Below are 21,489 nucleotides of genomic sequence, written 5' to 3' on the forward strand. Positions count from 1 at the left end.
TCCGGTGAATTCCGCAGTCTTCCTGATCGAGTTCGGTGGCGTCGTGCTGGCCCTGGGGCTGCTCGGCCGGGTCGCCGTACGGATGAAGTTCTCCGCCATCCCGCTCTACCTGCTCGCCGGGCTGCTCTTCGGACACGGTGGGATCGTGCCGCTGGCCGGCAGCGAGGACTTCATCGAGGTCGGCGCCGAGATCGGCGTGGTGCTGCTGTTGCTGATGCTCGGCCTGGAGTACACCGCCGGCGACCTGGTCGGCCATCTCAAGACCCACGCCCCTGCGGGCGGGATCGATTTCCTGCTCAACGCTCTGCCGGGCGCCGCCGCGGCTCTGCTGCTGGGCTGGGGTCCGGTGGCCGCGGTGGTGCTGGCCGGGGTCACCTGGGTCTCCTCCTCCGGAGTGATCGCCAAGGTGCTGGGCGACCTGGGCCGGCTGGGCAACCGGGAAACCCCGGCGATTCTGAGCGTGCTGGTGCTCGAGGACCTCGCGATGGCTGTGTACCTGCCGATCCTCACCGCGCTGCTCGCGGGCACCGGCTGGGCGGTCGGCGGACTCACGCTGGCGATCGCGCTGACGGCCGTGGGGAGCGTGCTGCTCGTCGCGGTGCGGTACGGCCGGGTGATCTCCCGGTTCATCTCCAGCGACGACCCGGAGAAGCTCCTGCTGGTGGTCCTGGGACTCACCCTGCTGGTGGCGGGCTTCGCCCAGCAGGTGCAGGTCTCCGCGGCGGTGGGTGCCTTCCTGGTGGGCATCGCGCTGTCCGGTGAGGTCGCCGAGAACACCCATCACCTCCTGATGCCCTTGCGGGATCTCTTCGCCGCGGTGTTCTTCGTCTTCTTCGGCCTGAACACCGACCCGGCGACGATTCCGCCGGTACTGGTGCCCGCACTGGTGCTGGCCGTGCTCACCGCGCTGACCAAGATAGCCACCGGGTACTGGGCAGCTCGGCGCACCGGGATCGGCGTGCGCGGGCGCTGGCGGGCCGGTGGCGCTCTGGTGGCCCGCGGTGAGTTCTCCATCGTGATCGCGGGCCTGGCGACGGCCTCGGGGATCGAGCCGGCGCTCGGGCCGCTGGCGACCGCGTACGTGCTCCTTCTGGTGGTGCTGGGTCCACTGACCGCCCGTTTCACCGAACCGGTGACGCAGCGGCTCGTCGAGTGGCGGAAACAGCGGGCGGCGGTGCCGGTCATGGCCGAGCCGCTCACCCGCTCCGATGCGGTGCCCGCACCCCAGGACTGAGCAGGCACAGGAACAGCAGAGGGCGCCCGGTACCGGTCCGGGCGCCCTCTGCGTGGTCCGTGGTGGCGGTACGCGCTACGGCCGGGGGACCGAGATGTACCGGCCCGACTGCACGGTGGACGGGTCGACGGAGGCCAGGAACCCCTGGGTCTCCGGGGCGCCGAAGAAGGCACCCATCGTGGCGTCGGCCTGCTCGGGGGACGCCCAGTGGACGATCACCAGGTACTCACCCTCATCGCTGCGGGTGACCTCGCGGGAGACGAATCCGTCCCGTACGGCCATGTAGTCGGACTCCATCTTCCGGTCGAGCACGGCGAATTCGGCCGGATCGACGCTGTCGCGGAGCTTGAACCTGACGGTCTCTACTGTGCTCATGCGGTATTCCTCCTGTGATGTCGGCCGTTCAGCGGAAATCATCGGCATGCGCGACGGCCCAGTCCTCGAAGGTGCGGGCAGGCCGGCCCGTCAGTTCCCGGACCGTCGGACGCACGGTCGAGTCGTCGAGCGTGCCGTCGGCGTAGTAGCGGAAAAAGGCGTCGATGTACTCGGGGGGCGTGTTGCCCTCCATCTCCTTCCTGGCGTCCGCGTCCGACTGGGCCTCGAAGCGCAGTGCGCGTCCGAGGACTCCACCCAGGACGCGGACCCGGTCAGCGGGCAGCAGGGGCTCGGGGCCGGACAGCGCGTGGCTGCGGCCGATGTGCTCCTCGTCGTGCAGCGCCCGTGCGGCGACAGCCGCGATGTCGTACGGGTCGACCATCGCGATCGGCACTCCCGCGAAGGGCGCGTGCACCACGTCCCCGGCCGCGAGTTGTGCCTGCCACTGAAAGGTGTTCGACATGAAGCCGCTCGGCCGCAGGATCGTCCAGGGCATCCCGGACGCCCGCACGGCCTGCTCGGAGAGGATCATGAAGCGTGAGATGGCGTTGCTCATCTCGCCGCCCGGCACGGCAATGCTCGACAGCAGCACGATGTGCTCGACACCGGCCCGGCGGAATTCGGAGAGGATGTCCGGCTGATCCGCGTATCCCGGCAGCAGGAACACCGCTGTGACGCCCTCGAGCGCGGTGCGAAGCGATTCGGGACGACCGAGGTCCCCCACTGCGCTCTGCACGCCGGCCGGCAGCGCGTTGCCGTCGGCCTTCCGCACCAGCGCCCGCACCGGGCGGCCCTCGGCGGCCAGCCGGGCGGTCAGCTCGCCACCCACATGACCGGTGGCGCCTGTCACCAGAATCATTGCGACTCCTCGTCGTTCAGTTCGATGACGAGTCGGCCCCTGACGTGGCCCACTTCGCCGATGCTGTGCGCCTTGGCCACGTCATCGAGGGAGAACACCTGCTGGACCGACGGGCGGATCCGTCCCTCCCCGAGGAGCGCGGCGATACGGTCGAGGGCGGCACGGTCGGGGTGCACGTAGGTGAATCCCGCGCGCACCCCGCGTTCGCGTGCGGAGCGCCGGTGATCGGCGCTCTCGCCCTTGAGGGTGACGAGAATTCCGCCCGGACGCAGCACGCCGAGCAGTCGGTGGAAGTCCTCGCCCCCTCGGGGATCGACGACGAGATCGACGTCCCGGACCACCTCGTGGACCGGCTCGGTGCGATAGTCGACGGCCCGGTGGGCGCCGAGGCCGAGCACGAAGTCGTGGTTGTCGCCGGAAGCGGTCGCGACGACTTCGGCGCCGGCATCGGCCGCCAACTGGACGGCAAGGTGCCCGACCCCGCCGGCCGCTCCGGAGACGAGGACCCGCTGCCCGGCGAGCAGACCGCCGTGTTCGAAGAGCGTCTGCCAGGCGGTGAGTGCCACCATCGGCACGGAGGCCGCTGTCACGTGGTCGATTCCCGCCGGGACGCGAGCGAGTTCGGCTTCCGGGGCGACGGCGAAGTCGGCATAGCCGCCCGCCAGGGCGGGAAAGCGCGGCATGCCGAAGACGGCGTCCCCCACGGCGAAGCGCGTGACTCCGGCGCCGGTGGCGGCCACGGTGCCGGAGATGTCCCAGCCGAGCACGGCGGGGAACTCCGCGACACCGACGCCCTGACCGGCCCGGGTCGCCCAGTCGATCGCATTGACACCCGCGGCGTGCACGCGGACGAGTACTTCTCTCTCACCCGGTGCCGGGACGGGGATCTCGGTCACCCGGAGCGTGTCGGCCGCGCCGAAGGCGTCGATCACCGCGGCACGCATGGTGGGCTGTTCTGCCATGCTGTATGTCCTCTTTCCGTACTCGGACCCCGGACGGGCTCGCGGCGTGCCTCGGGCGGGCGCCTCCTTCCGGAGGCGCCCGCCGTGATCACAGCGCCAGCTGGAGACCGTGGCGCGGGGCGAAGTCCACGATCTGCTGCTTCTGCTCCGGTGTGAGGGGCTGCGGCGCCTCACCCGCACGAGCCTCCTGGCCTATCTCCATGAAGAACTTCTCCAGGTAGGCCGGGGTGAACATGAAGAGCAGGCGCGCCGTCTGCAGGCCGACATTGCGGAACTTGTGCCGGGTGCCGCGCGGAATGAAGACGAAGTCGCCCTCGCCGGCGACGAAGGTGCTCTCGCCGTTGAGGAACTCGATCTCGCCGTTGAGGATGAAGAAGGCCTCGTCCGCCTTCGGGTGGATGTGCGGCGGCGGGCCCCCGCCCGGCGGCACGGTGGCCTCGGCGAGCGTCAGCGAGCCGTTGGTGTTCTCCCGGGTCGCCTTGAAGGTGTAGATGGCGTCGCCGAACCAGTACGTCGGTCCGGTGCCTGCCGGATGGTGGACGACATCGCCCGACGGGTAACGGCCGTCCTGCGCCGCACCGGCCTCAGTGGTGGTGGTCATCTGGTCTCCCAGTTCGTGTGTCGGATCGGGCCGCCGGGCTCAGAGCCGGAAGAGGCCGGGGTCGGCGACCATGACGTCGAGGAGCATCGGGCCGTCCGCGTGCAGCGACTCCCTGAGCGCCTCCTGAAGCCGGTCCGGCGTCTCGATGCGCTCGCCGGGCACGCCGAAGCCACGGGCCAGTTGGGCCATGTCGACGCCGCTGAGGTCGTAGCCCCTCTCCCACGACTTCTGGTCCTCGAGGTAGTACTTCAGCGACAGGTAGCCGGCGTTGTCCGGGATGATGAACGTGACCGGCAGGTTGTGCCGGGCCGCAGTCCACAGCGAGTGCAGCGTGTACTGCGCGGAACCCTCGCCGACCACCACCACGGCCCGGCGGTCGGGGCGGGCGACGGCGTAACCGACGGCGCCGGCGAACGGGAATCCGAGCGCACCGCTCGCGGTGGCGAAGTAACCGTTGTCCGGGCCCAGCGGGATCTGCTCGTGGAAGTCCGCACGGGCGATCGGCAGTTCCTCGAACAGCACCGCGTTGTCGGGGAGTTCCTTGGACAGCAGGTGGAAGAGGTACGCCTGGGTGAGCGGGGTGGAGGCCTCGGGTACCGGCACCGGCTCCCGGACCGGCGTCAGTTCGACGCGCTCACGGCGTTCGACGAGCGGAACGAGGCCCTCGACGACCGCGCCGGGGGGTGCCACGAAGCTGCTGCCGGCCAGGGTGGCGGCCGCCGCTTCCGGGTTGTCCGTGACGTGCAGGAACTCGATGGAGTCCGGCAGCTGCGGCCGGGCGCTCTGATCGAGGCCCGCGGGCGCCGTCGAGAACAGGTCCCAGGCGGTGAAGAGGGTGAACGCGGGCGCACCGAGCACCACCACCACGTCGTGCTGGGCGGCCAGGCGCTCATTGATCAGTTCGGGGATGGGCGGCAGCACACCCGCGAACAGCGGGTGGTTCTCGGGGAAGCTGCCGCGCGGCCACACCGGGGAGCCCCACACCCGGGCGTTGAGCTTCTCGGCCAGCTGCACCAGGGCATCACGGGCGCCCTGGGCGTCCACGGCGGGTCCGGCGACCAGGCCGGGGCGCTCGGCGCCGTTGAGGGCGGCGGCGATGCGCTCCAGCGCCGCCGGCGAAGGCACGACGGCGCTCTCCACCGTGGGGATGCGTACCGGCTGAGGATCGGCCGGACGGACCCAGTCGTCCTCGGGCACCGCCACGAACACCGGGCCCTGCGGTGCCTGCTTGGCGATCTGGTACGCCTGGGCGATCAGTGCGGGCACGTCCTGCGGCCGCGAGGGCTCGCCCGCCCACTTGATGTAGGGCTTGGGCAGCTGAGTGGCTTCCTTGGCGACCAGGAACGGCTCGCCGAGCAACAGCTTGCGGGCCTGCTGCCCGCCCAGGATGACCATCGGGGTGTGCGCGGACGCGGCGGTGTAGATGCCGCCCATCGCGTTGCCGAGCCCGGGACCGCCGTTGATGATCACCAGTGACGGCTCACCGGTGGCCTGGGCGTAGCCGTCGGCCATGCCCACAACGGAGGCCTCCTGGAGGCCCATCACGAACTTGAACTCGTCCTCGGGCCAGGCCTCGAAGAGCTTCATCTCGGTGTGGCTGGGATTGCTGAAAATGGTCGTCAGACCAAGCTGGCGCAGTACGTCGAGCGTCGCGTCGCGTACGGTCCTGTTCCCGGTGTCGGTCACGGTCCCTCTCCTGATGGAATTGCGTGGGTTCTCGGGGGAGTTCGGTCCTTCGTACGGCGGAGCCCGTCAGCTGCTGGGGATCGCCGTCATGTTGTCCGCGCCCTCCGGTTCGTCGCCCTCGAGCGGCAGCGGCGCGGAGACCGGCACCTTGAGGAAACGGGTGGCCCAGACGACGGGCAGCGCGACGCCGCAGGCGATCAGGGCGACCAGCGGGACGTCGTCGATGCCGTAGGCGGCCAGCGCCCAGCCGCCGACCGCGGCACCGGATGCGATGCCCGCGTTGACGGCGGAGGCCCCCAGAGTCGCCCCCAGGTCGCCGCCCTGGCCGGCCAGCGAGATGACGCGCAACTGCAGGGACGGCGTGACGCCGAACCCGACAAGGCCCCAGACGGCCAGCGCGATGCCGACGAGCACGGGGTTGGAGCCGAACAGGTAGAGCCCGCCCAGCGCGATGATGAGCACAGCGTTGCCGATGACCAGGGTGTTGGAGGCGTTCCGGTCGGCGAAGAAGCCGCCGCTGAACGTTCCGATGGCGCTGAACACGCCGAAAATCATCAGGAAGGCGCTGACCACGCCGCCGGAGATGCCGGTGACGTCCTCGAGGAACGGCGCCAGATAGGTGAAGGCGGTGAACTGCGCGCCCATCAGCAGCAGCCCGGCGAGCAGCATGCCCAGTACCCGCGGGGCAAAGGCGTGTTTGGCCTGGTCGCCGAGGTCGTTGGATCCGCTGCCGCCCACGGGGGGCACGAAGACCAGGATGGCGGCGAGGGCGATGACGCCCAGGATGATGACGCCGATGAAGGTGGCCTGCCAGCCGAGCGACTGACCGACGGTGGTGCCGATCGGCACACCCAGCACGGTGGAGACCGCGATGCCGCCGAAGACCAGGCCGACGGCTTCGCCGCGGCGCTCCGGTGCGACCAGTCCGGTGGCCACCGCGGACGCGGCGCCGAGGAACAGGCCGTGGATGGCACCGCAGAGCACCCGCGCGAGCAGCAGCACCCCGAAGATCCCCGCGGACACCGCGAGCAGATTGCCCAGGATGAACAGGGCCAGCGCCAGCCAGAGCAGGGTGCGCCGGGGCACCCTGATGGTCAGCACCGTCATGAGCGGGCCGCCGATGGAGATGCCCAGGGCGTACCCGGTGACCAGGAGTCCGGCGGTGCCGACGGAGACGTTCAGGTCGTCGGAGATCAGATTCAGTACGCCGACGATGACCAACTCGGCGGTACCGATGACGAACGCGCCCAGGCCGAGGACGGCCAACGCGTATTTGCTCCGGTTCGCGCTGACCCCGGAAGCTGTGGCGGTGCTCATGGTCGAGCCTCCTCTTTCACTCGGAACTGCTGGATGGGCACGGGCAGGGGTCACCAGGCGATCCTTCGGCGATTGCGGAAAAAGCCGCCGTCGGGCCCTGAATCGGGCAGTGTGGCGAGCCAGGTCACGGTGTCCGCGCCCTTTTCGACGCTGGTCGGTGCCCCGGAACCGCCCATGTCCGTTCGCACCCAGCCGGGACAGACCGCGTTGACCTTGACCGAAGGGGCCGAGGCCGCGGAGACCACCAGGGTGAGGGCATTGAGCGCCGCCTTGGTGATTCCGTACGCCGCGGGTGACGGGATGTTGTCGGTGACGGCGCCGAGCCCGGAGGAGAGGTTGACCACCCTGCCGTAGCCGCGCCGGCCCATCGCGGGCACGAAGGCCTGACAGGTGCGGAAGGCACCCATCAGGTTCACATCGAGCGCGTGGCTGAACGTGTCCTCGTCGAGGGAGAAGAACCCGTCCGTGGGGTAGACACCCGCGTTGTTGACCAGGACATCGATCTGGATGCCCGCTTCGGCCAGCCGCTCCGCGCACTCCTGGACGCTCTTGGCGCTGGTGATGTCCAGTTCTTCGGCGCGGACCCGGTGGCCGGGCCCGCGCAGCTTCTGAGCCGCCGCCCGGCCGCGCGCGGCATCGCGCGCGGCCAGTACGACGTCGAGTCCGGCTCCGGCCAGCTGGCGGCAGGTTTCGAAACCGATGCCCCGGTTCCCGCCGGTGACGAGTGCGGTGCGGGTCTGCTGCTGGCTCATGAATACCGTCCTCGATCAGAGTTCAGACCTGGTAGCGCTTCTTGACGTCCTCTGCGAAACCCAGGTAGTCACGCAGCGGCCAGACCGTCTCGAACTCCAGGTATTCGCGCATGGGCAGCCGGCCGAGAGCGGTGCGGTCCAGCTCCTCGGCATCGGGCGAGTCGATGATGGCGATGACCCGCTTCTGCGCCGCCACCTTCCAAATGCCCACGCAGAACCCGGAGTCGAGTGTTTCCTGGGCGTGGATGGCTTCGTCCTGCTCGAGCTCCCAGAGCTCGTCGAGGGTGAGCCGACCCTCGTGCTTCCATTTCATCTGGACGTAGAAGAGCATGCGTCAGCTCCTTTCGCGGATCAGAGCGGTGAGTGCGTGGTCCGCGCCGAAGACGTCGACCGCCATGTCGAGGGGGGTCTTGCCGTCGTGGCTGACCAGGTCCAGTCGGGCGCCGGCCTCGATGAGGGTGCGGGCGCATTCCTCGTAGCCGTGCCAGAGCGAGTCGTGCAGCGGGCTGTAGCCGTTGGTGGCGCCCTGGAAGTCCAGGTCGATGCCGGGCCGGGCGACCAGCTCGGCGGTGATGTCGGCGTGTCCGTTGTAGACCGCCTTGTGCAGCGGCACCGCGCCGAAGGTGGGCTCCACCGCGTTGACGTCCGCGCCCGCCGCGAGCAGCAGCTTGACGATCGCGCCGTGCCCGTCGCGCGAGGCGACCAGGAGCGGGGTGTGGCTGTCGTTGAAGCCGTTGAGCACCGGGGAGCGCTCGTCGACATCGGCGCCGGCGTCCAGGAGTTTGCGCACCTGGTCCGTGTCGCCCTCGGCGACCGCGGCCATCAGCAGCTGACGCCCGACGGCGTTCTCGTCGTCCTTGCGCCTGGTGTTGAGGTGCTTCTCGGCCTCCAGCAGTTTGTCCTTGCCGAAGGTGTTGACGTTGAGCTCGTATTCGAAGTGCTGCTCGAGCGAGAAGCCGTAGTGCGTGAAGACCTTGAGGCCGGCGCCCTGGGACAGCAGGTACTCGGCGATGTCCGGGTACTTGTACCAGAGGGCGTCCATCAGTGCGGTGTGCCCGGTCGTCGGCGCGACCGCGTCCACGAACGCCCCTGCCTCGACCAGCGCGCGTACGACGTCCAGGCTGCCGCCCTGGCAGGCCTTGTGCAGCGCGGTGGCGCCGGCCCGGGTGTCCGCGGTGTGGATGTCCGCTCCGCCGCGGATCAGCTCACGCACGGTGGGAGCGTCGGCCTGGCCGGCGGCGATCATGAGGACGGTGAGCCCGGTGCTGCTCTCGCGGGTGCTCGGGCCGGCATCCGCGGTCAGCAGCGTGCTGACCGATGCGGTGTCACGGGCGCGGACCGCCGTGATGAGTGCGGTACTCATCGGGCCACCTCGGCCGTCTTGTCGTCACGGATGGCGCGGATGATCTCCGAGGGGTCCGTGTAGGACTTCCAGCGGACGATTTTCCCGTTGCGGACGGTCAGCCACTGGATGAACTCGATGTCGAATTCGCGTCCGGTCTCCTTGACCACCGACACCTCGTGAATGATTCCCGCCGCCTGCTCTCCCTCGACCACCAGGTTGACGAGCTTCTCCGACTTCACGTCGACCGCGCCGGTGAACACCTGAAGGGTGCCGAGAACGGCCGCCGGGCCGCGCACCGTGCCGATCCACTTCATGTCGTCGTTGTAGCCGGGAACCGGCGCGTAGTTGATCCACTCGACGTTGTCGTCGAGCGTGGCGAGCGCCGTCTCGAAATCGCCGCTGCCGAGCGCGTCGAACCAGCGCTGGGCGACTATGCGGGTCTCTTCCGTGGCATCATTCATGCGATGATCTCCTTATGATTCAATTCCGGCTGCTGCGCGTCCCCTGAATTTCCTCATCGAAAGTATTGGCGGTTGATCTTCGGCCTGCCAAAGATGTCCGTCCGACTTCCTGATGTTTTTTCAGGCGCCCTGACCCTCGGGGGTCATGATGTGGCGGTTTCCCTCCGACCAGAGGGCGGTCATCGTCATTGCGGAGATCCGCCAGCCGGCCCCGGTGCGCAGTACGGTCCAGCGGTACTGACCGCCCAGCGTCCAGTGCGGTCCGCCGAGTGCGTTGGGCAGTCGGTGGACCGCCTGGAACATCGCCGTGCACACGGCCTCGTCACCGCGCACATCGACCAGGAAGTTAGTGATCATGTGCTGGGTGGACGAGAGGTTCCCGAGCAGCCCGGACCAGGAGTCGATCAGGGCCCCGGCATCGACCGTGGACGGCTCACCGCCGTTGAGGCTGGTGTAGTCGACCAGCACTTTGTCGGTGAACACCCCGTACAGGGCGTCCCATTCGCGCTGATCGACATACCAGGACACCTTGGTGCAGGTCTCGATCACATCCAGCCGGTCTTCCACAGAACTCATCGGTCTCTCTCCTTGGACGGCAGCGGTTACGGGCGGTGGTTCAGAGGCAGGTGTGCCCCATGCGTCTGGTCCACCGGTGTTCGATGAACAGGGCGCCGATGATCAGCAGGCCCAGCACGGCGACTTCGCCGACGGCGGCGACACGGTGGCCGACCGGGACGGCGGCGGTGGCCAGCAGAGCGGCCGCGAGATGGAAGCGCTGCGGGCCGATCTTGAGGATCCCGTGGAACCACGCGATGCCCGCGAGGTAGAACGCCACACCGCCCGCGAGAGCCAGCGAAGGTGCGGTCGCGAGCTCGTCGTAGGGGTGCGCGATGGTCTTCTTGATGGCTGCCGCGATCAGGATCAGCCCGAGCAGCATGGGCACATGGGCGTAGAAGAAGGCGGCCAGCGCCATCCGTGAACGTTGCACGGTGTCCTGGCGCTCCAGGGCCCGTTCGGCCCGTTTGGCCTTCTCCGACTCGTCGAAGTACACCCACCACAGACAGGCGGGGATGACGAAGATCAGGACGGCGGTGATGACCACCGAGAAACCGGCCTGTCCGCCCTCGGTTCCCACGCCGAGCGCCAGGAAGGAGTCGCCCAACGCGATGATCATGAGCAGGCCGTGACGTTCGACGAAGTGGCCGGGCTTCAGCTCGAAGCCGGACACACCGGTGATGAAGGGTGCGATCACCTCCAGCAACAGTGCGCCCGACCAGCAGACGTAGGTCATCGGTGCGTCGAGGAACCCGGCCCAGATGATCAGCAGCGCCCCCACGGTGTGGAACGGCGCGATGTGCAGCATGTTCCGTGCGGCGCTGGGCCCGCTGAAGGCGAACAGGGCGGCGTGGACGCTGACGATCATCAGGTAGCCGATGCCGAAAGCGACCCCGTCACCGTTGAACGCGTGGGGCGTGGCGAGTCCGACGATCAGGAAGGAGGCCATGCCGAGCAGGAGCAGCAGACGGTGGCGCTTCTTGTGCGGCGGGAGATGGTTGGTCAGCCAGGCGTACCCGCCGTACATCCACCACAGCATCCAGAAGATCAGCAGGACCTGGAGCAGACCCCGCAGGGTCATGTCGTGGCTGAGCACCCGGGCCAGCTGGGTGAAGTTGAAGACGAACGCCAGATCGAAGAACAACTCGAGTGTGGTGACTCGCGTTTCACTCTGCTCGCTCTGCGATGAGGACTCATCCGTACGCATGATGGGCGGGGCGTGTGACATCGCTTTTTCCGAACTCTCGAGGCGCCGGTGCGGAGGCTTGGGCACAGCCGCAAGAAAGAACTGACGGCTGTCCGTCCCCCTCTGGGGTGACCGGAGCCATGGATTCGTTGCTACGCAGGCGAATTTATCGGCCCCCGTGTAGCGGGCGTCAAAGATGCGTACGCGACATCATGATGTCGGTCCCGAGTCCGGGAAGCTGCGTGCCGGGAGAGGAATATCCGCCGCCCGGTGAACGCCGGACAGCTGTTCCCCCGAATCGGTACGGTGCGGACGGAAAGTGCGCGCAGCGCGCAGCGAATCAACGTCAGAGGCGCCTCCTCGGCGCAGGGACGGGACGCCTCAGCAGGGCCGTGTCGGCATCGGAAGCTCCTAGACCTCAGGAAGTATTCATGAATACGCAGCCGGATCAGGGAAGTGCTCGCCTACGAGTTCACCTGCTCACCAAGGAGTTTCCGCCCGAGATATACGGAGGGGCCGGCGTCCATGTCGCGGAACTCGCCAAGCAGCTGCACAGAAGCACCGATCTGCGGGTGAGCTGCATCGGTGAACCGCGCGAGGACAGCAGAGTGACGGCACACACCGAGCCGGACCTGGGCGACGGCGCCAACCCCGCGCTGCGCACGCTGGGCGTGAACGTACGGTTGGCCGCCGACTGCGCCGGCGCCGATGTCGTGCACAGCCATACCTGGTACGCGAATGCCGCCGGCCGGCTGGCCCAGGTACTGCACGGCACGCCGCACGTCGTCACCATGCACAGCCTGGAACCCCTGCGCCCCTGGAAGGCCGAGCAACTGGGCGGCGGCTATGCGCTCTCGTCCCTGGTGGAGCGCACCGCCATCGAGTCGGCCGATGCCGTGATCGCCGTGTCCCACGGCATGCGTGCGGACATCCTGTCCGTCTACCCCGAGGTCGATCCCGAACGCGTGCATGTGGTGCACAACGGGATAGACACCACCGTGCAGCGACCCGACCACCGGACTCAGGCATTGGAGCGGTACGGAATCGACCCCGCACGGCCGATCGTCCTCTTCGTCGGACGGGTCACCCGGCAGAAGGGGCTGAAGCAACTCCTCGAGGCCGCCTTCGACCTGGCGGACGACGCTCAACTGGTGCTCTGCTGCGGCCAGCCCGACACCCCGGAGATCGCCGCGGAGACCGCGGCACTGGTGGACGCGCTGAGCCGCCACCGCAGCGGAGTGTTCCGTATCGACGGGATGCTGGACCAGGTGTCGTTGCGTCAGCTGCTCACCCACGCGACCGTCTTCGTATGCCCGTCCCTGTACGAGCCGATGGGCATCGTCAATCTCGAGGCGATGGCCTGCGGCACCGCGGTGGTGGCCACCGCGACCGGTGGCATCCCCGAAGTCGTCGCGGACGGCCACACCGGCCTGCTGGTGCCGATCGAGCAGCAACAGGACGGCACCGGCACCCCGTTGGACGCCAAGCGTTTCTCCGCGGATCTGGCCGCAGCGGTCAACCGCCTGTTGGCCGACCCCGGCCTCGCGGGCGCCATGGGCGCCGCGGGCCGGGTCCGCGCGGTCGAGCAGTTCAGCTGGGAAGAGGCAGCCCGGCGGGTGCACGCGATCTATGAGCAGGTGCGGCGGCCGCTCCCGAGCCCGTCCGTACGGGCCGCCGATCCGGCTACCGGAGGGCGGTGACCTCGATCAGCAGCGCCTGCCCCGGTTCCAGCGTCGGCAGCGGCAGACCCGCACCGCCGAGCACCGAGCCCGGCAGCGGCACCCACCCGTCGAGCGCCGCCGTGAACCAGGCGGGGCCCGAGGTCTGGTGCAGCGCGGGCAGGCCGGCCTCGGTGCGGACCCGGACCCGGTAGCCGCCCCGGGTGGGGAGGCCGGGCAGCTGGACGCGGCCCGACTGGGCCTTCGTGGAGGTCGCCGTCCTGACCCAGCAGTAGACCGCGTGGCTCGCGTCGTCGGCGACCACTCCGTGCAGCAGGGTGGCGTCGTCGGTGAGGTCGGCGCGGACCACCCGTCCGCTGTGCAGCAGGGGGCGGAGCTCCTTGTAGAGCGCGGCCCAGCGTTTCAGCCCGGCGCGTTCCTGCGGGGTGCGCGCGGTCAGGTCGTCCTCGATGCCCGCATGACCGAACAGCGCGGTGAGGTAGCGGAAGGACTCGGCGGTGACGCGCCCCGATGTGTGGCTGTGCGGGCCGCCGACATGGGTGCCGACCAGCTCGGGCGGCAGCAGCTGACCCGTCCAGCGCTGGATGGCCTGGCGCTCCACCGGGTCGTTGCAGTCGGACGCCCACACCCTGTCCGTACGGGCGAGGATACCGAGGTCGACGCGGGCGCCGCCGCTGGCGCAGCTCTCGATCTCCAGGCCCGGGTGGCGGCCCTTGAGCGCGTCGATGAGCCGGTACACCGCCTCGACCTGGGCGTGCACGCCCGGCCGGTCGGCGCCGTCCGCCCCTCTGGCGACCGCCTCGTGCAGTTCCCGGTTGTGATCCCACTTGAGGTAGTCGACGGCGTAACGCGTGACGATCTCGTCCAGTGACTTCAGCAGGTAGTCCCAGGCGTCCTGGTGGGCGAGGTTCACCACGTACTGATGGCGCCAGCTCGGGCCCAGCCCCTGCGAGGGGGCGAGCAGCCAGTCGGGGTGCTCCCTGGCCATGTCCGAGTCCGGGTTCACCATCTCCGGCTCCACCCACAGCCCGAACTGCATCCCGTGGCCGTGCACCCGCTCGACGAGCGGCGTCAGCCCCTGCGGCCACACCGCCGGGTCCACCGTCCAGTCCCCGAGGCCCGCGGTGTCGTCGCGGCGTCCGGCGAACCAGCCGTCGTCCAGCACGAGCCGCTCCACGCCGGTCTCCGCGGCCAGGTCGGCCAGTTCGAGCAGCCGGTCGATGCGGTGGTCGAAGTACACCGCCTCCCAGGTGTTCAGCGTCAGCGGGCGGGGTGTGGCGGGGTGGGCGGGCCGGCCCCTGAGCAGGTTGTGGAAACGGTCGGCGAGACCGTCGAGGCCGGCGTCCGACCAGACGAAGTGGCAGACCGGCGAGGTGTATCGGTCGCCGGGCGCCAGGCGGATCTCGCCGGGGGCGAGCAGCTCGCCACCGCCGAGCACCGCGCCGTGCACCCCGGCGCCCTCCGGCAGTCGCTCGGCCACCCAGCGCTGGTTGCCGCTCCAGCCGACATGCAGGCCCCACACCTCGCCGGTACGGAATCCGAAGCCGGGCACGCCCAGGGTGAGCAGATACGGCGAGTCGGCGCCGGGCCTGCCGCGCCGCACCTCCCTGACGTGGCTGCCGAAGCGGAGACCGCCGCGCTGCGGGGACGCCTCCCGGCACCACTTCCCGGTGAAGTCGAGCACCTCGTCGGCCCGGTGCGGCACCGGGAGCAGCGCGGTCACCCCGGTCAGGTCGTACGGCGCGCGGTCCTGGCCGGGTCCGGCGACCGGCCGCGTGAGCTCCGTGACCACGCCCAGCACCCCGGAGGGGTCGAGCCGGTAGGTCAGCGTGATGTCGAGCTCGCTGACCTCGTCGGCGAGTCGCAGGACCAGCTCGCCGGGGCGTTCCTCGGCGCCGGTCAGCCGCACCCGCGGGGTGGTCGCGGTGCCGCCGCGGTGGCCCTGGTGCGCCGGGGTGCCGGACCAGCCGTCCGCTTCCGTCGGCCAGACGGTGCACTGCCGGGGGAGGTCGAGCGCGCTGTTCAGCACGGCGCCGTCGGCCGTCAGGGTCAGCGCGTCCGCGTCCTCGTCCGTCAGGTCGCCGAGGTCCGCGCCCCAGTGCAGGATCCGAGGCAGCGGGCTGCTGAGCTCCACGACGAAGCTCACTCCGGCCGCGCGCAGATGGGCGGTCCGCGCGGTGGTGCGGGGCATGCGACATCCTCTCGGACGGAAGGGGGAAGCACCGCGACTGTAGGCGGGGTTTCCTTCCTCGGTCAATCTATTCTTGGTGTTACGGCGGAGCCGGCCCCGGGCCTGATGGGAAAGGTCCCAGGTGTTCGGGCCGCGTGTTGATTTCCGTGTGCAGGTAATCTCCGTCCCTGTGAGTGCACCCCACCAACAGCCGCCCGCCGCGTCCCTTGTCTTCCAGACCCTGCTGACCCAGGGCCCGCTGACCCGGGCCGAGCTCGGACGGCGTACCGGGCTGTCGTCCGGCGCTGTCACCAAGGTCTCCACCCCGCTGCTCGCCGACGGCTGGATCACCGAGATCGGCCGCCCCACCGGCGACCGGCAGCCGGGCCGGCCCGCCACCCTGGTCGCGGTGCGGGCAGAGCGCGCCCACTTCATCGGGGTGAAGGTCACCGCTGACGAACTCATCGGCGTACGGACCGACCTCACCGCGTCCGAGCTCGCCACCGGCCGCGCCGCCCTGGACTCCCGCGATGTCGGCGCGGTCGTCCGGGCGATCGCCAGGCTGGTGGGCCGGCTCACGGCGGGCGTGGACCGGGTGCACGGGGTGGGCGTGACGGTCGCCGGAGACGTCGACGGGCGTACCCGGACGGTGCGTTACTCACCGTTTTTGGACTGGCACGGTGTGCGGCTCGGCCGGCTGGTCGAGACCGCGACCGGCATTCCGACCGTGATCGACAACGATGTGCGGGCCCTGACCGTCGCCGAGCAGTGGTTCGGAGCCGGGGCCGGTCTGTCCTCGTTCGCCCTGGTCACGGTGGGGGCCGGGATCGGCTGCGGGATCTCGCTCGACGGCCGGGTGGTCACCGGCGCCCACGGCGTGGCGGGCGAGCTCGGTCACCTCCCGGTCGGCGGCTCCGACCGGGTCTGCACCTGCGGCAACACCGGCTGCGTCGAGGCCGTCGCCTCGGCCCGGGCCATCGTCGACCACGTACGGCGGACCACCGGCGACAGCACGCTCACCCTGCAGGACGCGGTCCGTCTCGCCCGCCGGGGCGAGACGGCGGCGGGCGAGGCCTTCAGCGCGGCAGGCCACGCACTGGGGTTGGCGATCGCCTCGGTGGTGAACCTCTTCGGCCCGCAGCGCGTCATCATCTCGGGCGAGGGTGTCGCCTCCTACGACCTCTTCGCCGAGCGGATACGGGAGGCGTTCACGGCCCAGGCGTTCGGCGCCGCCGCCGACTGCGATCTGGTGGTCCGTCCGCTGCCTTTCGAGGCCTGGGCCAGGGGCGCGGCTGCGGTGGCGGCCCAGCGGCTCTTCGCGCCCGGCTGACGGCGCGGCCGGGCGGCTGTTCGGGCACGCCCGGGCCGGCGATGACGTTTACCGAGGAGGGAGCTGAGCAGACCGAGAGCTGTGGGGTGCGGTGGGGTTTCACTCCGGCTCCTGGAGTGGAACCCCAGTGGAGAAACGACCAGTCGGTGAGGCGAACGATGACCGCCAGGAGAAATCAGCGCCCCGAGGCGCCGGACAGCACCGCGGACGAGTCGGACCGGTTGCGGGACGAGGAGAAGGCGGGCCGGGCAGAGGTCCGCACCCAAGCGCGTGGACTGACCCACCACCAGGTCAAGGCCGCGTTCAAGGAGGCCCAGTCCCAGCTGCCGGAGGACCCGGCGGACGACGAGAAGACGGACGGGGCCGCCCGCGCCCGGGCGGAGCTGGAGGAGTGGCGCCGCATCGCGCGGCTGCTCGCCGACCAGGCCGGCCCGTACGACCCGGACACCGACGCCTTCCTGCAGGGCGAACTGGCAGCAGAGGCAGACCGTGAGGCCGCCGAACGCGGACCGCGCCGCAGCCCCGGCACCGGGCAGCACTCCGAGCGCGCCGGCACCGGTCGCGGAAAAGGCAGTGAATGAGCGCACGTTTCGAGGAAATCGACTGGCAGCCGACGCCCATGGGCGACATCAGTCTGCGCCGTCGTCGGGACCCGTCGTCGGGTGACGACGTGTACGAGGTGAAGCTGGGCGACGAGTTCCTCATGTCCAGCCTCTTCACCGCCGGAGAGATCGCCCTCACCGGCCTCGGCCTGGCCGAACTGCCCGATCGCCGGCTCGACGTCGCCGTGGGCGGCCTCGGCCTCGGCTACACCGCCAAGGCGGCGCTCGACGACCCGCGCGTCGACTCGCTGATCGTGGTCGACACCCTGGCCGAAGTGATCGACTGGCACCGGCGGGGCCTGGTCCCGCTGGGGTCGCGGCTCGCCGGGGACCCCCGCTGCCGTCTCGTGCACGGCGACTTCTTCGCGAAGATCGCCGATGCCGACGGCCTGGACCCCGACGCGCCGGGCCGCCGCTTCGACGCCGTGCTCCTGGACGTCGACCACTCGCCGCGCCACGTCCTGCACCCCAGCCACGCGGCGCTCTACCGGCCCGCCGGGCTGCGCGCGCTCGCCGACCGGCTCCGGCCGGACGGCGTGTTCGCGCTCTGGTCGAACGACCCGCCCGACGAGGCGTTCACCTCGGTACTCGCCGAGGTGTTCAGCCGGGCGCAGGCCCACGTCGTCGACTTCGACAACCCCCTGCAGGGCGGCACGGCGTCCAACACGGTGTACGTCGCGGGACGGTGAGGATTTCGCGTCCATACGGACGGACGGCGGAGTTCACATCCTGCGGTGGAGCAGGAAGGCGAGCAGCACATCGAACTCCCGCACCGCGCGCGCGGCGAGCGGGACGCTGCCCAGGCAGTCGCGGGCGGCGTCGAGGTGGTGGCTGGCCTCGGCCAGGGTGGCGGTGCGACCGCCGGCCGCTTCGATGAGCCCGGCCGCGTGGACCGCGGCGGAGTCGTCGAGCGGCAGCGGGGCGCGCAGCAGCGCCGCGAGTTCGCGCGAGGCGGCGCCGTCACCCGCGAGAGCGGTGAGCACCGGGTAGGTCTTCTTCCGCCGGTGCAGGTCGCTGTACACGGGCTTGCCGGTCACCGCCGGGTCGCCCCAGATGCCGAGCAGGTCGTCGACGGCCTGGAAAGCCACGCCGAGGTGCCGCCCGGCCCGGTCCAGCGCGGTCACCGTCGCCTCGGGCGCGCCGCCCTGCAGACCACCGAGCGCCGCGGCACAGCCGAGGAGGGTACCGGTCTTGAGCTCCGCCATGGACCGGTACTCGTCCGGCCGGACGGCGTCGGGGCCGGTCCACGGGCGGGCTGCGAAGAGCAGGTCATCCGCCTGGCCCCGCACCAGGTCGCTCAGCGTCCCGGACAAGCACCGTACGGCGGCGGCGGTGTGCGGGCCGGGCGCCTCGGCGAGGGTCTGAACGGCGAGCGCGAAGAGCGCGTCACCGGCCAGCACGGCCGGTCCGGTCCCGTAGGCCCTCCACACGGTCTTCCGCTGCCGGCGGGTCCCGTCGCCGTCCATGATGTCGTCGTGCAGCAGTGAGAAGGCGTGGATCAACTCGACGGCGACCGCACCGGCGACAGCGCTCTCGCCGGGCGCCCCGGCGGCCTCCGCGCCGAGTACGGTGAGGGTCTGGCGCACACCCTTGCCTTCGGACGCGCCGGAATCCGGCGCCCCGCCCACTCCGCACCAGCCGAGGGAAAAGGCGGCCATCTCGCCGGGCCACGGATGGAGCCGTCCGATGGCGGCCACCAGCGAGGGACGCACCAGCTCGCGGCAGCGGGCGAGTACCCGGGCCGCGGCCTCCCTCGTCCCGTCCGCGGTGATGTCCGCGGCCATGTCTGCGGTGCTGTCTGCGATAGCGGCGGCCGGTGCGGCTGCCGGAGGAGCGGTGGCGGAGGAAGTCATCGCAGCACCACCGCCCCGGACGGGCGGGCATCGTCCGAGGGCGCGGCCGGCCCGGTGGGTTCGGCCAGGTCCGGCAGCGGGCCCACCCCCAGTTCGGCCGTCGCCTTGTCGACCATGTCCCGTGCGTGCCGCAGGCCGATGCGGTCCAGGGTGCGGCGCAGTTCGGCCAGTTCGGCTGCCGTCTCCGCCGGGTTCCGCCCGAGCCGGGCCAGAGATTTGGCCAGTCCCAGACGGGAAAGCGCCGTCCCCCGTGGCTCGTTCATCGCGCGGAACTCCGCGAGCGCCTGCGCGTAGCTGTCACGGGCCTCCGCATACAGCCCGGCCCGGTAGTACACGTTGCCGCGCATCTTGTGGTTGTACGCCAGAGCGCTCGACAACTGCATGTCCCGGCAGGCTGATTCGGCCTCGGTCAGCAGCGCCAGCGCCCGGTCCACGTCACCGTCCCGTACGGACAGCACGTCCGCTATGCCGCGCAGCGCCCAGGCCCGCCCCCGCCGGTCATCGGCCCGGCCGGCCGTCTCGGCCGCCTCCTCGAAGAGGGCCAGCGCTCTGTCGTACGAGCCGGTGTTGCGGTGCATCTGGGCTATGCCCTCCAGCGCCCACACGGTATGCCGTGCCTCGCCGCGCCTGCGGGCCTCCACCAGCAGCTGTTCGTGCAGTTCGCCCACTGCCTGGTAGTCGCCCTGTATGCGCCCGGTCTCGGCGAGCCCGGCCAGCGAGTAGCCACGCACCACCACGTCGCCCCCGCGTTTGCCGAGCTCGGCGGCGAGCCCGAGCAGCCGGTACGCCAGCGGCAGCGCGCCCCGCTGCCGGGCGAGCGTGCCGCCGCTCCACAGCGCCCACGCCATCGCCCCGACATCCTCCGCCGAGCGGGCCGCGCGGTAACTCGCCTTCCACGCGGCGTCCGCCTCGATCACCCGTCCCAGCCGCCGGTACGCCTCAGCGACAGCGAGTCCGCAGCGTGCGGTCTCCCGCTCTTCCCCGGCCGCTTCCGCGGTCCGCAGCTCCTCGATGCCCTTGGCCAGCACATCGCTCAGCGAGGAGTTCACCGACAGGGAGCCGAGCGCGCCCTGGTACTCGGGTGCGACCGCTCTGCCCGGTGCGGTGTCTACCCGTACCGCCTCGTCCCGTACGGCTGTGCCGTGCCCGGCGTTCCTCCGCACCGTTTCCTGCTGCGTCGCCCGCGTCACCCGTGCCCACCTGCCCCACTGTCGCGCCTGTCTTCCGGCTTTTCTTCTCCGGTCAAGACGCTATGAGGAAGCGGGGGTTCCATGAATCCGCCTGCGTACTGGTCGTGGGTCATACCTGGGTGCTACGGGGGAATCGACCGCTAGTCACCGCGATGTACGGAAGACGGCGGCCGGGCTGCCGGGTGGGCCGGCCGGTCAGCCGGCGGTAGCGAGCAGGACCTGTCCCGGCTCCTGGGCGTTGTGCTGTTCCGCCCAGGCCAGCAGGCTCACGGTGCAGGCGTGATCCTGATGGCGCAGACCGGTCAGGTCCAGCTCGACGGGCCGGGCGTCCGTCGGGCCGCTCGACGGTGTGCAGTTGGACGTGCGAGGTGTCCCAGGCGCCTTTGACGAGGGACAGAGCCAGGCCGATCAGGACGCCCTCGAACGTGCTGACCGTGACGATGGCTCCGCGGCCGGGCGATCACACCCCCACTTTCGGCCGTTCGCAGGGTGACGGACGCTATGTGCCGCACCTATCGAACTCGCGTACGCCGATCGGGCCGGTACGGACTCCCCGGATGGGTCTGCCAAGTGGCCGGGCACCGGCGCCTGCTGTCGAGTGGATGAGGCGGCCCCGCTCGGGCGGGCCGCACTGCCCGAGGGGCAGCCGTCACCGGAGGAGCTCTTGATGAGGAATGACACCAGGACCGCAGCCGCATGGGTGGTAGCCGGTCTCTGCGCTGTGGCTGTCAGTGGGTGTTCCAGCAGCAGCGGTGGGGGATCGTCTCCCTCCAAGTCCGCGGCGGCGAGCGCCGCGCCGGCGAGCCCGGCCGCTGCCAGCACCACCGCCACCGCGACGGCGGGTACCGGCAAGACCGTGGACACCCGGTCCGGCTCACTGGGAAAGGTCCTCGTCAACGACAAGGGCCGGACCCTCTACCTGTTCAAGGCGGACAAGCCCAAGAAGTCGACCTGCACCGGGGCCTGCGCGGAGGCCTGGCCGCCGCTCACCGCCAAGGGCAAGCCGACCGCGGGCAACGGGGTGAAGAGCAACCTGCTCGGGACGATCACCCGCAGCGACGGCAGCAAGCAGGTCACCTACAAGGACCAGCCCCTCTACCTGTACAAGGGCGACCAGGCGGCCGGTGACATGAACGGCCAGGGGCTCAGTCAGTTCGGCGCCAAGTGGTACGTCCTCGACCCCACCGGCAAGGAAGTCACCCGGATGGCCACGAGCTCGCCGACGATGACCGGTTCTCCGTCGAAGAGCGCCACCGGCAACGGCTACTGAGCAGCCCTGCCCGGTCCACCCGTTCATGAAGGGCCCGTTCGCCGTCCACCGACGCGAGCGCG

General features: G+C 70.4%; 21 protein-coding genes and 1 pseudogene. 6 read left to right on the forward strand and 16 right to left on the reverse strand.

Annotation, left to right across the window (positions count from 1 at the left end):
* The first annotated feature begins 4 nt into the window (after positions 1 to 4).
* Entirely contained in the window at positions 5 to 1,234 is a 1,230-nt protein-coding gene (locus tag AB0436_RS09960; protein ID WP_366467247.1) for a cation:proton antiporter, read from the forward strand.
* 75 nt (positions 1,235 to 1,309) lie between these two features.
* On the opposite strand, the gene AB0436_RS09965 is transcribed toward AB0436_RS09960, so the two are convergent.
* From AB0436_RS09965 to AB0436_RS10020, 12 genes are all read right to left on the reverse strand, one after another.
* A complete protein-coding gene (locus AB0436_RS09965; protein ID WP_366467248.1) occupies positions 1,310 to 1,609 on the reverse strand; it encodes a hypothetical protein in 300 nt (99 codons plus the stop codon).
* A 28-nt stretch (positions 1,610 to 1,637) separates the two neighbouring features.
* Positions 1,638 to 2,468, reverse strand: coding sequence for an NAD(P)H-binding protein (locus tag AB0436_RS09970; RefSeq protein ID WP_366467249.1), 831 nt, complete (start codon positions 2,466 to 2,468; stop codon positions 1,638 to 1,640).
* Positions 2,465 to 3,430, reverse strand: coding sequence for an NADP-dependent oxidoreductase (locus tag AB0436_RS09975; protein WP_366467250.1), 966 nt, complete (start codon positions 3,428 to 3,430; stop codon positions 2,465 to 2,467). Before AB0436_RS09975 ends, AB0436_RS09970 begins: the two co-directional genes overlap by 4 nt.
* An 88-nt stretch (positions 3,431 to 3,518) precedes the next feature.
* Positions 3,519 to 4,031 carry a cupin domain-containing protein gene (locus AB0436_RS09980; RefSeq protein WP_366467251.1) on the reverse strand — a complete coding sequence of 171 codons (513 nt, stop codon included), beginning with the start codon at positions 4,029 to 4,031 and terminating at the stop codon, positions 3,519 to 3,521.
* Positions 4,032 to 4,070: 39 nt separating this feature from the next.
* On the reverse strand, positions 4,071 to 5,717 hold the full coding sequence (mdlC, locus tag AB0436_RS09985) for a benzoylformate decarboxylase (RefSeq protein WP_366467252.1): 1,647 nt from the start codon (positions 5,715 to 5,717) through the stop codon (positions 4,071 to 4,073).
* 66 nt (positions 5,718 to 5,783) lie between these two features.
* Positions 5,784 to 7,034, reverse strand: a complete 1,251-nt coding sequence (locus AB0436_RS09990) for an MFS transporter (protein WP_366467253.1) — start codon at positions 7,032 to 7,034, stop codon at positions 5,784 to 5,786.
* Positions 7,035 to 7,084: 50 nt separating this feature from the next.
* Positions 7,085 to 7,786: an SDR family NAD(P)-dependent oxidoreductase gene (locus AB0436_RS09995; RefSeq protein WP_366467254.1), complete on the reverse strand. Its 702-nt coding sequence runs from the start codon at positions 7,784 to 7,786 to the stop codon at positions 7,085 to 7,087.
* 22 nt (positions 7,787 to 7,808) lie between these two features.
* Entirely contained in the window at positions 7,809 to 8,117 is a 309-nt protein-coding gene (locus AB0436_RS10000) for a muconolactone Delta-isomerase family protein (protein WP_366467255.1), read from the reverse strand.
* A 3-nt stretch (positions 8,118 to 8,120) separates the two neighbouring features.
* Positions 8,121 to 9,149: an ankyrin repeat domain-containing protein gene (locus AB0436_RS10005; protein WP_366467256.1), complete on the reverse strand. Its 1,029-nt coding sequence runs from the start codon at positions 9,147 to 9,149 to the stop codon at positions 8,121 to 8,123.
* Positions 9,146 to 9,592, reverse strand: coding sequence for a nuclear transport factor 2 family protein (locus AB0436_RS10010; RefSeq protein WP_366467257.1), 447 nt, complete (start codon positions 9,590 to 9,592; stop codon positions 9,146 to 9,148). The genes AB0436_RS10005 and AB0436_RS10010 overlap by 4 nt, the downstream gene beginning before the upstream one ends.
* 120 nt (positions 9,593 to 9,712) lie before the next feature.
* Entirely contained in the window at positions 9,713 to 10,168 is a 456-nt protein-coding gene (locus AB0436_RS10015; RefSeq protein WP_366467258.1) for a nuclear transport factor 2 family protein, read from the reverse strand.
* Between the two features lie 40 nt (positions 10,169 to 10,208).
* Entirely contained in the window at positions 10,209 to 11,375 is a 1,167-nt protein-coding gene (locus AB0436_RS10020; RefSeq protein WP_366467259.1) for a low temperature requirement protein A, read from the reverse strand.
* Positions 11,376 to 11,764: 389 nt separating this feature from the next.
* On the opposite strand from AB0436_RS10020, the gene glgA reads away from it, so the two are divergent.
* The gene (gene glgA, locus AB0436_RS10025; RefSeq protein ID WP_366467260.1) at positions 11,765 to 13,033 is read left to right on the forward strand and encodes a glycogen synthase; all 1,269 of its coding nucleotides are present in this window, start codon (positions 11,765 to 11,767) and stop codon (positions 13,031 to 13,033) included.
* On the opposite strand, the gene AB0436_RS10030 is transcribed toward glgA, so the two are convergent.
* On the reverse strand, positions 13,017 to 15,203 hold the full coding sequence (locus AB0436_RS10030; RefSeq protein ID WP_366467261.1) for an alpha-galactosidase: 2,187 nt from the start codon (positions 15,201 to 15,203) through the stop codon (positions 13,017 to 13,019). The genes glgA and AB0436_RS10030 overlap by 17 nt on opposite strands.
* A 169-nt stretch (positions 15,204 to 15,372) precedes the next feature.
* Here AB0436_RS10030 and AB0436_RS10035 point away from each other — a divergent pair, with 169 nt between their 5' ends.
* The 3 genes from AB0436_RS10035 to AB0436_RS10045 all read left to right on the forward strand — a co-directional run bounded on the left by AB0436_RS10035 (position 15,373) and on the right by AB0436_RS10045 (position 17,803).
* Positions 15,373 to 16,512: an ROK family transcriptional regulator gene (locus AB0436_RS10035; RefSeq protein ID WP_366467262.1), complete on the forward strand. Its 1,140-nt coding sequence runs from the start codon at positions 15,373 to 15,375 to the stop codon at positions 16,510 to 16,512.
* A gap of 158 nt (positions 16,513 to 16,670) precedes the next feature.
* Entirely contained in the window at positions 16,671 to 17,093 is a 423-nt protein-coding gene (locus AB0436_RS10040; protein ID WP_366467263.1) for a hypothetical protein, read from the forward strand.
* The gene (locus AB0436_RS10045; RefSeq protein WP_366467264.1) at positions 17,090 to 17,803 is read left to right on the forward strand and encodes a spermidine synthase; all 714 of its coding nucleotides are present in this window, start codon (positions 17,090 to 17,092) and stop codon (positions 17,801 to 17,803) included. The genes AB0436_RS10040 and AB0436_RS10045 overlap by 4 nt, the downstream gene beginning before the upstream one ends.
* Positions 17,804 to 17,836: 33 nt before the next feature.
* Here the strand turns inward: AB0436_RS10045 and AB0436_RS10050 are convergent, their stop codons facing one another.
* The 3 genes and pseudogenes from AB0436_RS10050 to AB0436_RS10060 all read right to left on the reverse strand — a co-directional run.
* The gene (locus AB0436_RS10050) at positions 17,837 to 18,898 is read right to left on the reverse strand and encodes a polyprenyl synthetase family protein (RefSeq protein ID WP_366467492.1); all 1,062 of its coding nucleotides are present in this window, start codon (positions 18,896 to 18,898) and stop codon (positions 17,837 to 17,839) included.
* Positions 18,899 to 18,963: 65 nt separating this feature from the next.
* Complete coding sequence (locus AB0436_RS10055) at positions 18,964 to 20,022, reverse strand: tetratricopeptide repeat protein (RefSeq protein WP_366467493.1); 1,059 nt, start codon at positions 20,020 to 20,022, stop codon at positions 18,964 to 18,966.
* Positions 20,023 to 20,352: 330 nt separating this feature from the next.
* Positions 20,353 to 20,602: pseudogene (locus AB0436_RS10060) on the reverse strand (SulP family inorganic anion transporter); the annotation flags it as partial.
* 222 nt (positions 20,603 to 20,824) lie between these two features.
* On the opposite strand from AB0436_RS10060, the gene AB0436_RS10065 reads away from it, so the two are divergent.
* A complete protein-coding gene (locus AB0436_RS10065) occupies positions 20,825 to 21,427 on the forward strand; it encodes a hypothetical protein (protein WP_366467265.1) in 603 nt (200 codons plus the stop codon).
* Positions 21,428 to 21,489 lie beyond the last annotated feature (62 nt).

Source organism: Streptomyces sp. NPDC051322 (assembly GCF_040689485.1).
In the GTDB taxonomy this organism is placed as follows: Bacteria; Actinomycetota; Actinomycetes; order Streptomycetales; family Streptomycetaceae; genus Streptomyces.

What these genes read in the sequence shown, in the direction of transcription:
- AB0436_RS10050 (WP_366467492.1), bottom strand. Translation starts at nt 18,898, where the DNA reads ATGGCCGCGGACATCACCGCGGACGGGACGAGGGAGGCCGCGGCCCGG.
- AB0436_RS10000 (WP_366467255.1), bottom strand. Translation starts at nt 8,117, where the DNA reads ATGCTCTTCTACGTCCAGATGAAATGGAAGCACGAGGGTCGGCTCACC.
- AB0436_RS09975 (WP_366467250.1), bottom strand. Translation starts at nt 3,430, where the DNA reads ATGGCAGAACAGCCCACCATGCGTGCCGCGGTGATCGACGCCTTCGGC.
- AB0436_RS09970 (WP_366467249.1), bottom strand. Translation starts at nt 2,468, where the DNA reads ATGATTCTGGTGACAGGCGCCACCGGTCATGTGGGTGGCGAGCTGACC.
- AB0436_RS10010 (WP_366467257.1), bottom strand. Translation starts at nt 9,592, where the DNA reads ATGAATGATGCCACGGAAGAGACCCGCATAGTCGCCCAGCGCTGGTTC.
- AB0436_RS10030 (WP_366467261.1), bottom strand. Translation starts at nt 15,203, where the DNA reads ATGCCCCGCACCACCGCGCGGACCGCCCATCTGCGCGCGGCCGGAGTG.
- AB0436_RS09980 (WP_366467251.1), bottom strand. Translation starts at nt 4,031, where the DNA reads ATGACCACCACCACTGAGGCCGGTGCGGCGCAGGACGGCCGTTACCCG.
- AB0436_RS10020 (WP_366467259.1), bottom strand. Translation starts at nt 11,375, where the DNA reads ATGTCACACGCCCCGCCCATCATGCGTACGGATGAGTCCTCATCGCAG.
- AB0436_RS09965 (WP_366467248.1), bottom strand. Translation starts at nt 1,609, where the DNA reads ATGAGCACAGTAGAGACCGTCAGGTTCAAGCTCCGCGACAGCGTCGAT.
- AB0436_RS10045 (WP_366467264.1), top strand. Translation starts at nt 17,090, where the DNA reads ATGAGCGCACGTTTCGAGGAAATCGACTGGCAGCCGACGCCCATGGGC.
- AB0436_RS10040 (WP_366467263.1), top strand. Translation starts at nt 16,671, where the DNA reads ATGACCGCCAGGAGAAATCAGCGCCCCGAGGCGCCGGACAGCACCGCG.
- AB0436_RS09990 (WP_366467253.1), bottom strand. Translation starts at nt 7,034, where the DNA reads ATGAGCACCGCCACAGCTTCCGGGGTCAGCGCGAACCGGAGCAAATAC.
- AB0436_RS10005 (WP_366467256.1), bottom strand. Translation starts at nt 9,149, where the DNA reads ATGAGTACCGCACTCATCACGGCGGTCCGCGCCCGTGACACCGCATCG.
- AB0436_RS10065 (WP_366467265.1), top strand. Translation starts at nt 20,825, where the DNA reads ATGAGGAATGACACCAGGACCGCAGCCGCATGGGTGGTAGCCGGTCTC.
- AB0436_RS09995 (WP_366467254.1), bottom strand. Translation starts at nt 7,786, where the DNA reads ATGAGCCAGCAGCAGACCCGCACCGCACTCGTCACCGGCGGGAACCGG.
- glgA (WP_366467260.1), top strand. Translation starts at nt 11,765, where the DNA reads ATGAATACGCAGCCGGATCAGGGAAGTGCTCGCCTACGAGTTCACCTG.
- AB0436_RS10015 (WP_366467258.1), bottom strand. Translation starts at nt 10,168, where the DNA reads ATGAGTTCTGTGGAAGACCGGCTGGATGTGATCGAGACCTGCACCAAG.